The following is a 14,141-nucleotide window of genomic DNA, read 5'->3' as shown; positions in this document are numbered from 1 at the left end:
TCCCACAGGGCCACGGGATCACTGCACGTCAGCATGGCCGGACGGCTCAACGCAGACGCAATTACGGCCCGACTGCTTGGCGCGATACAGGCCCCGGTCGGCGCGGGCGATCAGGCTGTCCAGGGAATCGTCCGGGTGCATCTCGGCCAGGCCGATGCTGCTGGTTATTTGCAGGTTCACCCCCCGGAAGGGGTAGCGCTTGGAGGCCACTTCACCGAGGACTTTCTCGGCCAACTGGTGGGCCGTGGAATTGCCGGTGTCCTTGAGCAGGATGATGAATTCCTCGCCGCCCCAGCGGCAGATGATGTCCGACTGGCGCAGGCTGTCCCGGAGGTTCTGCGCGAAACCCTGCAGCACCAGATCGCCGGCCTGGTGGCCATAGGTGTCGTTGAGCAGCTTGAAGTGATCGAGGTCCAGCAGCAGCGCAACCAGCGGCCGGCGGTCGCGGCGAGCTTCCTGCAGGGCCTGGCCGGCAAGCAGCTCGAAGCCACGGCGGTTGGGCAGTCCGGTGAGGCTGTCGGTGGTAGCCAGGGCGCTGATGCGCTGCTGGTAACGGCGCACCAGGCGGCTGACCAGCACCAGCACCACGATGGTGATCAGCAGGCAGATCAGCAGGTTGAGATAAAGCGTGTTGCGGATGCCGGACAGCAGCCCGCCTTCGTGCTTGTCGACGAAGAGGTACCAGTCCAGTTCGGGGATGTAACGCACATTCAGGAAGTGGCCGCGGCCCTGCTCCTGATACTCGAACTTGCCGGTCTGCGGGCGGCCCAGCCTGGCCTGGAGTGCTTCCAGCCCCGGTACCTCGGCCAGCTTCTGGCCAACCTTCGCGCCCATCGGGCCGCCGGCGGTCCCGGTGAGGACGATGCGCCCGTTGGTGTCGACGAAGTACACGCTGCGGTCATAGCGACGCTGGTATTCGTCGATCAGCTTGATCACCGCGTCCACGGTCAGGCCGACACCGGTGGCGCCAAGGAACTTGCCGTCGTAGTCGAACACCTTGTAGTTGATGAAGAAGGTCAGCTGGTCCTGGTTGGCCAGGTCGACGTCGACGTTGATCTCGTACGGCTCTTTCATCTCCCGCACGCGGAAGTACCAGATGTCCCGGGGCTCTTCGCGGTTCACCTTCTTGAGGACGCCCTTGGTCTGGTAGTAGGTGAGGGTGCGGTCGGAAATGAAGAAGCTGGTAAAGGCGCCGTAGTGCTGCTGGATTTCACGCAGGTAGCGGGTAATTTGCTCGACGTCCTTTTCGCCTTTCATCACCCAGTCCCGGACGAAGGTGTCGCGGCTCATCATCGAGGAAATCAGGATGGGCCGGACCAGGTCCTTCTGGATCTCCGAGTAGACGTTGTCGGATGTCAGCGGCAGTTCGGTGTTGACGATGCTGCTGCGGATGGACTTGAGCGATGCCTGGTAGCTCACCAGGGACGTGGCCAGAAAACCGCAGCCCAGCAGCAGGACCAGGGCGAGCAGCAGCAGGCTGTGACTGTACTTGGTGTGTTCTCGTAACGGCATCGTAAGCGCGGCCTCAGTGTGGTGGCGCAATGCTATCTTGCTGTAACGCGAGCGTCACGGACGGGTCCCTGACGCCAGGCTATCGGCGTGGGTGTCCGTTCGTTGCTGGTCTTGCTCCGGTAGTCCGGGGGCAGCGCTGATCCAGGGTTCCAGGCGCTGGCCAAAGCTGAGCTCCAGACGGAAGCGTGCCGGCACGGAACCTCGTTGCTCCGGTACCAGTTGTTCATCCAGCCATTCTCTCCAGGCGTGGGGCACATTGATCTCGGCAATGCGCAGTTGCCCGATCTGTCCGGTCAGGTGCCCGTCGTGAATCCAGGCATTCACGCTACCGGGGGCCAGGGCGTAGCGGCTGCGATCGGGATAGCGGGCGCGCAGGGCCGCTCGGTCCAGCCCCACATCCACAGCGAACAGGCGGCTCGCGCGGTTCTCTTCCTGCTCAAGGAACTCGCGGGCAGCGCGGTCGGCGTCCTGCAGGTGCTGGTCCTTGGGCGCGGCGGCCAGGGCGGCCCGGGCCTGATCCCGGCGCTGGCGTTCGCGTTCCAGCTCGGCCTTGCGCGCCGGACCGTCCAGTTCCAGTACCACCAGCACTTCACGGCTCAATCGGTCGCGGCGGCCATCCACGGGCTTCTCGAAGCCCAGTTCGAGCAGCTGCGGTTCATCCAGCATCCGGCTGCGGTAGCGCTCGTCGATTTTCGGGTCGCTGGGATGGCGCCAATCCAGGCGCAAGGACAGGCCGCTGCTCTCGTGCTGGGACCAGTCGTAGCTGCGTTGCAGTTCGCGCTCGGACAGCAGCAGGCGACTCTCCGGTTCGCCGCTTCGGTTGTACCAGACGCCGGCCAGGGCGATGGCATGGGTCAGGCCGATCAGCACAAGGCCGGAGAGCAAGGCGGCGCGTGTCTTCATGCGCTCCGGCCTCCCTGCCTGGCCTGGGCTCGGCGCAGGCGGCCGAGCACCAGCAGGATCAGTACGGCCACAAGACCGAGGACGAGGAAGAACAGATACTTGGGCATCACGTCCCACCACCAGTCGAACAGCTTGATGTACAGAAAAAGCACGAAGAACAGCAGGCCGGTGTGCACCACTTCCGTCCAGTCACGCCGGTTGCCCAGCCAGATGGCCAGCGCCGCACCGGCGAACCCGACCATCTGGTAGAAGCCTTCCACGCCGTTGCTCGACCAGGGCAGGTAGCTGCCTGAGCTCCAGTTCGCCAGAACCAGCACGGGAACGAACAGGCCCAGCAGGCCCATCACCCGGTAAAGCGCGGCGAACCCGCTGTAGCGGGTCTGGGAAACGAACTGCGGCACCAGGAAGATCAGCAGGCCGGCCGGGAGCAAGTGCTCCGGGCGCTCGGCGCAGTCCAGCCAGTAGAGCCCGGTCCAGCTCGCCATCCGCGTGGCGAACAACGCCAGGATGCACAGCAGGCCGGCACCCAGCAGCAGGCGCACCTCGCAAGCATAGGCCAGCAGCAGGGCGTAGGCGGCCCAGGGCAGCAGGGCGTTGTCGCTAGGGGTGATATTGAAGATCTGCCCCAGCATCACGACGTTGAGCACGAAGCAGGCAAACGCCAGGCTCGCCGCCAGTTTGCTGAAGTAGCCGGAGGGCGAGCGCTGGCGCAGCAGCAGGGTCAGCAGCAGGCTGCCCATGGAGAAGCCGGCGAGGAGGATCACCTGGGCGGTTTCGGGGAACAGGCCCCAGAACTGGTAGAAGAAGAACAGCAGGCTGGCGGCGAGCGCCAGGGCACCCAGCAGCGAGGCGATCCGCATGCCCAGGGACAGGCGGCGGGCGTGGGCGTCCGGGTCGATGTCGTAGGCGCTGCGGTAATCCGCCAGGAGCTGGCGGTGGTAGTCGCCGAGGTGGTCGATCTGAGCGGGGGAGAGCAGCAGCACCTGCTCCTCGTGGAGGCGCTGGACTTCGCGATAGAAGGCCTGGATATCGTCGGCGCGGTGTTGCGCCTGGTCGCGACTGAGCGGCGGCATTGCGGGTCCTTATGCGTGCGGTGCCGCTTTGAACTCTAGCGTCTTACCCAGGGTCGGGCGAGCGAGCCGGGCCCTCTGGAACGCCGGCTGTCCGCTCATCCTGGCGTTAGCGTCGGCCCGGGTTTCTGCAACAAGTGGAAATGGATTTTTCCGACAGGTAGCGCGTGCCGTTTTGTAGGCACGTTGTCCAACGCAGTGGGAGAAGTCCCTGTCGCCGACATCTGTCTGCGCCGTCCCTTGCGGTCGAAGGAGGCCGCCATGTCCTACCGATCTCTCTTCCTTGCCTTGCTGACCCTGGCCCTGGGCGGCTGCGCCGCCTACGACTACGACAACGATTACTACGGTCGCCGTTACTACGACGACGATTACCGGGTTTACCGCCACGACTACGACTCGCCGCGCAACGGCGCCTACATCGTCGACCACCGCTATTACGACAGTGACTACGACCATCGTTTCAAGGATCGCCGCTCCTACGACCAGCGCTACTACGATGGCTACAAGGACCACTACAAGCCCTACAAGCATCGTTACGACAAGCGCCGTTACTACGACGATGACTACAAGTACCGCCCGTATCGCCGTTACGACCAGCCGATCTATGACGACTACCAGGAGCGCCGTCACGACTACACGCCGCGCCTGCAGACCTGGGGCAAGAACAACGTCCAGCCGGGGTATCGCCAACCGGATTACCGCCAGTTCAACGGCCGGCAATCCGGCAATCGCCAGGCTGACTTCCGTCAGATGAACGACCGGCAGTCCGGCTACCGCCAGATTGAGCTCCGCCAGTCGGTTGACCGCCAGTCCGGCTTTCGGCAGTCCGATGTCCGTCAGCCAAGGGACCTGAACTCGGGGTATCGCCGGTCCGGTGCCCGCCCGCAGTACCAGGTGCAGCCCGGCTACGATGCGCGTCCGCACAATCCGCGGCACAACGAACGCAACCGCAGCAACTGGTCGATGGAGAACCGCCGCTGAAGGTTGCAACGGCCACCTCACCGGCTCTGCCCAGAGCCTTCAAGCGCTGGGGAACCGGCTGTCCTCTTCCACCAACAGATCCCTCACCGCCCGCGCAGCTGGAGACAGGCTGCGCGCGGCATGGCTGACCACGCCGTAGGCCGACGACGTCTGGGGGCTGACGGGCGTGTTCAGCACCGCCAGGCGCCCTGCGCGCACGTCCTCGGCCACCACGTCCCAGGGCGCCATGCTGATCACCTCGCTTTCGGCCACCAGTGCCTTCAGCACCATGAAGTTGTCGCATTCGATGCCCAGGGGCCTTTCGCTGCCGCTGAGGGTGCCTATGGCGCGCGCCACCTCGGCCGGCAACTGGGTGCCGGCCATTGCGTAGCGGGCGAGGTCTGGCAGCTGCACCTGTTCCTGACCCAGTAGCGGGTGGCCCGGCCGGCAGAAGAGGGTGCCGGGGTGTCGGCGCAGGGGAAGGATCTCCAGCAGCGGATCGCCTTCCAGTTCGCGGATATCGGCAACGAACAGCTCGATCGCATCGTCCAGCAGGCGTTGCCGCAGGCTGTGCCAGTTCTCCAGGCTGAGCTGCACACGCACACCGGGATGACGGCTGGCAAAACGTCCGAGGGCGCGGGGTACCAGCCGTGCGGCGGGGTAGGGGCCGGCGCCCAGGCGCAGCTCGCCGCTGTCCAGGTTGTCCAGCTGGGTCACGGCGCTGCGTAGCGCCCGATTGCCATCCAGCAGGCGTCGGGCATGTTCCAGCACCAGGCGGCCGTGGGCGGTCAGGTTCACCTGCCGTGGGCCACGATCCAGCAGGGCGCAGCCGAGGCTCGCCTCCAGGGCCTGAATGCTGCGGCTGAGGGCGGGCTGGCTGAGATTGACCGCCTCCGCCGCGCGGGCGAAGTGGCCGTGCTCGGCGAGCGCGACGAAGTGGCGGAGCTGGCGAAGGTCATTCATGCGCAGATTGCATCGCTGGTGAGAAAAGAATGCATTGGAATTATTAGCAGGCCCCTGCCAGCCTGTCTGCGCCCAATAACAACAATCCGAGCGAACCATGCGCATCTCCACTCGTTTGAGCGGCCTGCTCCTCGCCGCTGCATTGCCCCTGGGCGCCGACGCCGCCCTGCCGGAAGAGTCCATCGAGCCCAGCATCAACGCCGAGCTGGCCGAGCACACGAAGCACTTCAGCGAGAAGGTCTACAAGATCGCCGACAACGTGTACTCGGCGGTGGGTTGGAACCTCGCCAACAGCGTGATGATCGAGGCGCCCGAAGGGCTGATCATCGTCGACACCGGCGAGTCCGCCGAGCAGTCGCGCAAGGTGCTGGCGGAGTTCCGCAAGATCAGCGACAAGCCCATCAAAGCCATCGTCTACACCCACTTCCATCCCGACCATATCAACGGCGTGAAGGGCTTTATCAGCGAGGGGCAGGTGGAGAGCGGCGAGGTGCAGATCTACGCCCAGGAAACCCTGCTGGATAACGTGGTGACCCAGGGCGCGTTGGTAGGCCCCATCCTCAGCATGCGTTCGGGCTACAGCTTCGGCGTCGCCCTGCAGGACGCCGACAGGAAGGACATGAACGCCGGCCTCGGCCCCCTGCCCCAGGAGGGCAAGTCCACCTTCATCGCCCCCACAATCACCTTCAAGGACAAGCTCGACACCACCATCGCCGGGCTGCCGGTGCAGTTCCTCCATGTGCCCAGCGAAGCGCCGGACGAGATCGTTCTGTTCCTGCCGCGCAACAAGGTGCTGATCAGCGCCGAGGTGACCCAGGGCCCGACGTTGCCGAACATCCATACCCTGCGCGGCACCAAGTTCCGTGATCCGGTGGTCTGGGTGAACAGCCTCGACAAACTGCGCGCCTTCCAGGCCGACTACATGGTGCCGCTGCACGGCCGGCCGGTGTCCGGCAAGGACAAGGTGGAAGAGGTGCTGCGCATGACCCGTGACGCCATCGCCTACGTCCACGACCAGACCGTGCGCTGGATGAACAAGGGACTGACCCCGGACGAGCTGGTGGAGAAGGTCAAGCTGCCGACCTACCTGGCCGGCTACACGCCCTACCTGCGCGAGTACTACGGCACCGTGAAGCACAGCGTGCGGCAGATCTACCAAGGCTACCTGGGCTGGTTCCAGGGCGACCCGGTGGACCTTGATCCGACGCCGCCGGTGGAGAAAGCCACGCGTCTGGTCACGATGATGGGCGGCCGCGACAAGGTGCTGATGGCGGCCGGGGAGGCCTACCTCAAAGGTGACTACCAGTGGGCCGCCGAGCTGGCCAGCTACGTCATCCGCATCGACCACGACGACAAGCTGGCCCGTGACATCAAGGCCCGCAGCTTCCGGCGCCTGGGCTACGCCAGCATGAACACCAACTGGCGCAACTGGTACCTGATGAGCGCCATGGAACTGGAGGGCAAGTTGGAGGGTGATGCCGCGTTGGAATTGTCCCAGCACATGCGCAACGCCTTCCTTTCGCCGGACATGCTGAAAAACCTGCCGGCGCGCATCTTTCTGCAGAACTGGGTGACCCGTATCGACCCGGAAAAAAGCGCCGATGTGAACCTGACCCTGGGCTTCGTCTTCCCTGACATCAAGGAGGAGTGGGCTCTGGAGGTCCGGCGCGGCGTGGCCGAGCTGCACGAGGGCATTCCTGAAGGTACGACGCTCAAGCTGACCTTCGACAAGCGCTACCTCGACACCATCATCAGCGGCGAAAACGGCCTGCTGAAGGGCGCCATGCTCGGGGACGTGAAAGTGGACGGCAACCTGCTGGACATCAAGACCTTCCTCGGCTGCTTCGACTTCGAGGAAGTGCCCATCGCCCTGACCCTGCGCTGACCCGGAGGCGGGAAGGCTCCAACCAAAAGTGCGGAGAGCCGGAAGGCACCAGGCGGCACACTGGCCGCCTGGTCCGCATCAACAGGAGTCGACATGCACCTGCCTTCCTTCCTCAAAGGCGCCCTGGCCATGTTCTGGCTGGTGGCGCTGCTCAATGTCCTCTATCCCTTCGGCGAACCCCTGCATCGGCCACTGCTGCTGGCGGCTGGCGCCGTGCTGCTGGCCCATGTGCTCGAGGTTGCGCTGTTCAACCGCAGGTTGAAGGACCGGCCATTCCCCTGGCTGGAGCGGCTACAGGTGCTGCTGTTCGGTTTCCTGCATCTGCGCGGATTGCGCTGATCAGTCCCGCAGGTTGGGCTGAGCTCGCGAAGCCCAACTCATCTCGCGCATGCGTCGAATGACGGCATAATGCCATTGTCTTTTCCCGCCTCACCCCGCACCATTCGCCGCTTGTTCCACGGGGCCTGACGGCCCCCGAGGCGGGATGGTGGATGTTCCGAGGTAGCGTTCAGGCCTGGCGTGGGTGTCGGGGGCGGCGGAAGCTGGCCCTGGCGGTGCCATGGGTCCTGGCGCTGCTGGCAGGTGCCTTGCAGGCGGACTGGGATTTCTCCCTCATCAGCCGGCGCGCCGAAGCCCTCTACGGTCCCCTTGGCCCCGGCAAGCAGCGTATCGATGAGTGGCAGGCCACGCTGGCGCGCCTGGCGGGTGCCGACGAGAAGAAGCAACTGGAAGACGTGAACCGCTTCTTCAACGCCAAGCTGCGTTTCCGCGATGACCAGGAACTCTGGGGCGAGAGCGATTACTGGGCCACGCCTGTGCAGGCGCTGCGCATTGGCGCCGGCGACTGCGAGGACTTCGCCATCGCCAAGTACTTCAGCCTGCGCGAGCTCGGGGTGCCCAGCGAGAAACTGCGCATCACCTACGTCAAGGCGCTGCGCCTGAACCAGGCGCACATGGTGGTGACCTACTACGCCACGCCGGATTCCGTGCCGCTGGTGCTGGACAACCTGGTGGGCATCATCCGCCCCGCCAGCCAACGGACCGACCTGTTGCCCGTCTACGCCTTCAACGCCGAGGGCCTGTGGATCGCGGGTAGCGGTGGCGGCAAACAGGTCGGCGATGCCAAGCGGTTGTCGCGCTGGCAGGAATTGCTCAGGAAAATGAAGGCCGAGGGCTTCCCAGTGGAGCCGGACCGATAGGAGTCGAGATGTCCCTGTTCAAACAGTTGTTGATCGCCATCTGTCTGTTCCTGGTGGTCGCTTTCAGTGGCAGCTTCATGGTCGGCCTGGAAAGCTCGCGGGAGCAGTACAACAACCAGTTGCGCTCCCACGCCCAGGACGCCGCCACGGCCCTTGGCCTGTCGCTGACCCCGCATATCGACGACTCGGCGATGGTCGAGCTGATGGTCAGCTCCATCTTTGACAGCGGCTACTTTGAAAGCATCCGTGTGATCGACCTGGCTACCGGGAAGGTGCTGGTGGAGCGCACTGGCGTGCCTGACGCCGTGGGCGCTGAGGTGCCGCAGTGGTTCGTCGACCTGATCGACCTGCACTCGGCCGGCGGTGACGCCATTGTCAGCCGTGGCTGGGAGCAGGCGGCGCGGGTAGAGGTGCAGAGCCACCCGCTGTTCGCCATTGCCCGGCTCTGGCAGAGCGCCCTCGGCAGCCTCGGCTGGCTGCTGGCCTGCGGCCTGGTCAGTGCGGGCCTCGGTGCGTTCCTCCTGCGCCGCCAGTTGAAACCCCTCGACTACATGGTGGAGCAATCCCACGCCATCTCTCGCCGCGAATTCCTCAGCCTGCCCGAACTACCGCGCACGCCCGAATTGCGCCGCGTGGTGCAGGCCATGAACCAGATGGTGGAGAAGCTCAAGGCGCTGTTCCAGGAGCAGGCCGAGCGTAGCGAACGTCTTCGGGACGAAGCGTACAAGGACAGCCTGACGGGCCTCGCCAACCGCCGTTACTTCGAAATGCAGCTACAGGCGCGGTTGAGCTCCGATGACCGGGCCAGCGCCGGCTACCTGCTGCTGCTGCGGGTCCATGACCTCGCCGGCCTCAACCAGCGCCTGGGGGGCCAGCGCACCGACCAGCTGTTGCTGGCGGTGGCCGAACTGCTCTCCCACGCCATGGCGGAGCAGGGCGCCAGCCAACTGGTGGCGCGCAGCCGGGGCGGCGACTTCGCCCTGCTGATGCCCGGCCTGGTGGCCGAGGAGGCCCAGCAACTGGCGCAGCGCCTGGATGCGGCCCTGGCCAACCTGGTGGTCACCGGGGCGGCGGATGCCCTGCCGGTGGCCCATCTCGGCCTGGCGCCCTTCAGCCCTGGCGACGATTTGGCGGACCTGCTGCGCCTGGCTGACGAGGCCCTGGCCAAGGCGGAAAGTCAGACTGACAGGACCTGGGCGACCCTGACCGGCGGTGAGGCGCCCAGCGTGGGCGACGAGCGCCACGCCTGGCATCGGCTGCTGGACCACGCGCTGGCCCAGCGCCAGTTCCAGCTTTACTTCCAGCCTGTGGTGGACAGCCGCGATCGCACGCGAGTGTTGCACTACAAAGTGCTTTCGCGCCTGCGCGACGAGCGCGGCGAATACATTCCCGCCGGGCGTTTCCTGCCCTGGCTGCAGCGTTTCGGCTGGACGGCGCGCCTGGACCTGCTGATGCTCGAACTGGTGTTCGAGCAGATGGCCGGCCATGGAGAAACCCTGGCGCTAAACCTGTCCGGCGCCCTGCTGCGAGATGCCCAGAAACTGGACAAGGCGTTCGAACTGTTGCGCCGGCATTCCCGGTTCGGCGCACGCCTGGTGCTGGAACTGGAAGAAGACCAGTTGCCTGAACAGGCCGTGCTGGAACAACTGACCCGCCGCCTGCGGGAGCAGGGTTTCAGCCTGAGCCTGCAGCACTTCGGTGGCCGTTTCAGCATGATCGGCAACCTGGCTCGCCTGGGATTGGCCTACCTCAAGGTGGATGGCAGCTACATCCGCGCCATCGATCGGGAGGCGGACAAGCGCCTGTTCATCGAGGCCATGCAGCGCGCCGCCCACAGCATCGATCTGCCGCTGATCGCCGAGCGGGTGGAAACCGAGGGGGAACTTGAGGTGCTGCGAGAGATGGGCATCCGGGGCGCCCAGGGCCAGCTGTTCGGCGCACCGTCACCCTGGCGTTAGTGCGCCGGGACGGCTTGGTGCGAACAGTGGTCGGCCAGGTGTTGGAAGTGAACGGTCTCGGGCGACGAAGCCGGCAGTGCCCCTGGAAACTCCCAAGGGCAGTTCTGTAGAGCGAATGAATTCGCCCCTCAATGCACTGCAGGGCTAGGACAAAGGGAGCGGCAGGTTCAGATCAGTCCCGAACCCACGTTGTCGTCTTCTTCCACGATCAGGCGGGAAATGCCACCCAGGGCTTCGCGCGCCTGGTTACGGCTGAGCAGCTTGGATTGCGCTGCCGGTGGAAGGTCGGTGATGCGGATGACGCCTTTGGTCATCAGCACGGTGATCAGGTCGTCCAGCACCCGGATCATGTCCAGGTCGCTCTGCTTCAGTTGCAGCAGGCTGCTCTGCACCGCCAGGTTGGCGTACCAGGCCTGGATTTCCTGGTCGTTGGCAGGCAGTTGCCCGGTCATTTCTGCGAATTCGGCCGCTTCGACGCGAACCAGTTTCCCTTCTTCGTCACGCTGGATGTAGAGCATGGCAATCTCCGTCAAGGACTGCCGCGAGCATGACGGCAGACGCCCCCTGTCCGCAACCGCCGGAGCGATTGCGGACAGGGTAGCCATCAGCTGTGGTCGACCTTGATGGTCGGATCGGCGCCCGCGATCAACGAGTTGATGGAGGACCCGCTGAGCTGAGCGGCCGCGCCTTCCAGGGTGATGGTCAGGTCGGCGTGGCTGGCTGCGCCGCCGGGCTGGTTCAGGTGACCTTCCGTACTGACCTGCAGGGTGGCGTTGCCTGTGCCGTTATCGACAATCAGCTTGAGGTAGTTGTCGATGTTGGCCGTGGTTTCCCCGTGCAGGAGGTCGCTCAGGTCGAGGCGGTCGCCCGCGCCCTTGTTGAAGTCCTTCACCACATCCTGGTTGGGGCTGCCCTCGTTACCGGCATGACCGGACTTCCAGACGAAGGTGTCGCCGCCATTGCCACCCGTCAGGGTGTCATTGCCCTTGCCTCCGGTGAGGAAGTCGTCGCCTGCGCCGCCAATCAGTTTGTCCGCACCATTGCCTCCGCCCAGAGCGGTGCCGCTGGAGCCTGCCTGGACAGTGTTGTCCGAATCGAAGGTAATCTGCAGCGACTGGTTGGTTGTGCTGTCGGAGTCCCCGTCGGTGGCCTTGACGCCCAGGTTGATTTTCTGGTCGTAAGCCTCGGTCTGTCCGGTGATGGAGCTGATCAGCAGCTTGTAGGTGGTACTGCTGCCTGCACCGAAGCTGACGGAGCTGAACTCATGCACACCGCTGTTCAGCTGGCTGCCATCGATGGTGAAGGTGGTCGTACCGCTATTCACCCCGTTCACGGTGCCACTGCCAACGGTGTTGCCAGCGCTGTCAAATGCGGTCCAGGTCAGTTTTTCGCCAGTGCCGAGCTTGTCGGTGGTCAGCGAAATCGAGGTCATGTCCGTGGCTTGGCTGGTGGTCTTGTCGATGAAGGTGAATTTGAGCACATCACCGGTATCGATCGACTGGCCACTGCCCACGCCGAAGCTGTTGTTGCTGGTGTTCACCGTGGAGGCCGCACCGTTTTCGGTGGCCGTGGCCTGGAGGCTGAACCGGGAGTCGGCACCCAGGTCGTACAAACCTGAGTTGCCACCCGACAGGTTGAAGCTGGTGAAGGTCGAGGAGGGCGAGTCCAGGTCGACGAAGTTGGTGACCTGATAATGGCCGGTGGCTACGTCGGCCGTGATCTTGAAGACCTCGGTGCCATTTACGTCGACGGCGGTCAGGGAGTTGGTGCCCGACACGTAGTGCAGCTTGCTGCCCTGATAGGTCAGGTAGCTCGACGAATTGACGACGCTTCCGTCCTTGGCCAGTACGGTGCTCAGGATATTGCCGCTGGCGTCGACAGCGCCGCTGATGGCGGAGTTGAACTGTACGCTGGCGCCCTTGGCGTCGGCACCGGTGGACAGGTTCAGATTGCCGATGGCGGTGGAGCCGGCACCGTCCAGCACGATGCTCTGCATCGGCGTCGCCAGGATCGGGGAATCATCTTCGACCGTGACTTGCAGGGTACCGTCAGTGCTGTTCACGCCGTCGCTGGCGGTCACTTTCACCCCGAAGTTCAGCAGGTCTTCCGCCACGGCTGACGAATGATCCAACTGGCCCAGCAGGGTCACGGTATAGGCCCCCACGCTGTTGATGCTGATGGTCATGATCGGCTGGCCGCCGGCACTCGCACTCAGGGTCGAGGTGCCACTGCCCGACCAGGTCAGGGGCACGCCATTGGAGGTGAGTGCGGTGGTCGGTGCCGTCAAGGTGACCGAGAGGCTCGGGCTGTCGGCATCGGTGATTGCGAAGGTGCCGGTGGAGACCACGGCATTGGTGCTATCGCTCGGGGAGCCCGCAGTGTCCTGCAGGCCACTGGCCAGGCCCTCTTCCGAGACGATGGCGGTCTTGGTGGAGGTGCCGAATACCGGGGAGTCATCGCCCGGGGTGACGCCGATGCTGACGGTGGCCGGGTTGGACTCGACGCCAGACTGGTCCTTGATGGTGTAGGTGAAGCTGTCGGTGGTGGTCTCGCCGCCGTTGTGCTGGTAGCTGACCGTGCCATTGGCGTTGACGATGACGGTGCCGTTGGCCGGGCCACTGGTAATGGTGATGCTGCCGAGGTTGAGGCCGTCGTCGGCGTCACTGTCGTTGCCGGCCACATTGATGTTGACGCTGCCGCCCTCGTTGACGGTGGCAGTGTCGGCGACAGCGACCGGCGCATCGTTCACAGGGGTGACCCCGATGCTGACGGTGACTGGGTTGGACTCGGCGCCGGACTTGTCCTTGATGGTGTAGGTGAAGCTGTCGGCGGTGGTCTCGCTGCCGTTGTGCTGGTAGCTGACGGTGCCATTGGCGTTGACGATCACGGTGCCGTTGGCCGGGCCGCTGGTGATGGTGATGCTGCCGAGGTTGAGGCCGTCGTCGGCGTCCGTGTCGTTACCGGCCACGTTGATGTTGACGCTGCCGCCCTCGTTGACGGTGGCAGTGTCGGCCACGGCAACCGGCGCATCGTTCACCGGGGTGACACCGATGCTGACGGTGGCCGGGTTGGACTCGACGCCGGATTTGTCCTTGATGGTGTAGGTGAAGCTGTCGGTGGTGGTCTCGCCGCCGTTGTGCTGGTAGCTGACCGTGCCATTGGCGTTGACGATGACGGTGCCGTTGGCCGGGCCACTGGTAATGGTGATGCTGCCGAGGTTGAGGCCGTCGTCGGCGTCGCTGTCGTTACCGGCCACATTGATGTTGACGCTGCCGCCTTCGTTGACGGTGGCAGTGTCGGCCACGGCAACCGGGGCATCGTTCACCGGGGTGACCCCGATGTTGACGGTGACCGGGTTGGATTCGGCGCCAGACTGGTCCTTGATGGTGTAGGTGAAGCTGTCGGCGGTGGTCTCACTGCCATCGTGCTGGTAGCTGACGGTGCCATCGGCATTGACGGTGAGGGTGCCATGCGCCGGGTTGGTGCCGATGACGATGCTGCCGAGGTTGAGGCCGTCGTCGGCGTCCGTGTCGTTACTGGCCACATTGATGTTGACGCTGCCGCCTTCGTTGACGGTGGCAGTGTCGGCGACAGCGACCGGCGCATCGTTCACCGGGGTCACGCCGATGCTGACGGTGACCGGGTTGGACTCGACGCCAGACTGGTCCTTGATGGTGTAGGTGAAGCTGTC

The 14,141-nt window shown here is 64.7% G+C and carries 11 protein-coding genes; 5 read left to right on the top strand and 6 right to left on the bottom strand.

Annotation, left to right across the window (positions count from 1 at the left end):
• Positions 1-18 precede the first annotated feature (18 nt).
• From TQ98_RS20035 to TQ98_RS20025, 3 genes are read right to left on the bottom strand one after another with little or no spacing between them, the layout of a single operon-like run.
• Entirely contained in the window at positions 19-1,512 is a 1,494-nt protein-coding gene (locus TQ98_RS20035; RefSeq protein WP_044870640.1) for a sensor domain-containing diguanylate cyclase, read from the bottom strand.
• 54 nt (positions 1,513-1,566) lie between these two features.
• Entirely contained in the window at positions 1,567-2,415 is an 849-nt protein-coding gene (locus TQ98_RS20030) for a DUF4824 family protein (RefSeq protein ID WP_052659140.1), read from the bottom strand.
• Entirely contained in the window at positions 2,412-3,488 is a 1,077-nt protein-coding gene (locus tag TQ98_RS20025) for a DUF2157 domain-containing protein (protein WP_044870639.1), read from the bottom strand. Before TQ98_RS20025 ends, TQ98_RS20030 begins: the two co-directional genes overlap by 4 nt.
• 258 nt (positions 3,489-3,746) lie before the next feature.
• Here TQ98_RS20025 and TQ98_RS27810 point away from each other — a divergent pair, with 258 nt between their 5' ends.
• The gene (locus TQ98_RS27810) at positions 3,747-4,466 is read left to right on the top strand and encodes a hypothetical protein (RefSeq protein WP_044870638.1); all 720 of its coding nucleotides are present in this window, start codon (positions 3,747-3,749) and stop codon (positions 4,464-4,466) included.
• Between the two features lie 39 nt (positions 4,467-4,505).
• On the opposite strand, the gene TQ98_RS20010 is transcribed toward TQ98_RS27810, so the two are convergent.
• Complete coding sequence (locus tag TQ98_RS20010; protein WP_044870637.1) at positions 4,506-5,408, bottom strand: LysR family transcriptional regulator; 903 nt, start codon at positions 5,406-5,408, stop codon at positions 4,506-4,508.
• A 97-nt stretch (positions 5,409-5,505) separates the two neighbouring features.
• On the opposite strand from TQ98_RS20010, the gene TQ98_RS20005 reads away from it, so the two are divergent.
• From TQ98_RS20005 to lapD, 4 genes are all read left to right on the top strand, one after another.
• Positions 5,506-7,293, top strand: a complete 1,788-nt coding sequence (locus TQ98_RS20005) for an alkyl sulfatase dimerization domain-containing protein (protein ID WP_044870636.1) — start codon at positions 5,506-5,508, stop codon at positions 7,291-7,293.
• Positions 7,294-7,386: 93 nt separating this feature from the next.
• On the top strand, positions 7,387-7,632 hold the full coding sequence (locus TQ98_RS20000) for a DUF1145 domain-containing protein (protein ID WP_044870635.1): 246 nt from the start codon (positions 7,387-7,389) through the stop codon (positions 7,630-7,632).
• Between the two features lie 152 nt (positions 7,633-7,784).
• Positions 7,785-8,492 carry a cysteine protease LapG gene (lapG, locus tag TQ98_RS19995; RefSeq protein ID WP_082073139.1) on the top strand — a complete coding sequence of 236 codons (708 nt, stop codon included), beginning with the start codon at positions 7,785-7,787 and terminating at the stop codon, positions 8,490-8,492.
• An 8-nt stretch (positions 8,493-8,500) separates the two neighbouring features.
• A complete protein-coding gene (lapD, locus tag TQ98_RS19990; protein WP_044870634.1) occupies positions 8,501-10,450 on the top strand; it encodes a cyclic di-GMP receptor LapD in 1,950 nt (649 codons plus the stop codon).
• A 167-nt stretch (positions 10,451-10,617) separates the two neighbouring features.
• On the opposite strand, the gene TQ98_RS19985 is transcribed toward lapD, so the two are convergent.
• Positions 10,618-10,968, bottom strand: coding sequence for a hypothetical protein (locus TQ98_RS19985; protein WP_044870633.1), 351 nt, complete (start codon positions 10,966-10,968; stop codon positions 10,618-10,620).
• 86 nt (positions 10,969-11,054) lie between these two features.
• Positions 11,055-14,141 (bottom strand): Ig-like domain-containing protein (locus TQ98_RS27805; protein ID WP_158249367.1); only part of this gene is annotated, 3,087 nt, incomplete at its 5' end.

Source organism: Pseudomonas sp. LFM046, assembly GCF_000949385.2.
GTDB lineage: Bacteria > Pseudomonadota > Gammaproteobacteria > Pseudomonadales > Pseudomonadaceae > Metapseudomonas.
The sequence above is the reverse complement of the archived record's forward strand: the minus strand, read 5'-3'. Positions and strand labels throughout refer to the sequence as shown.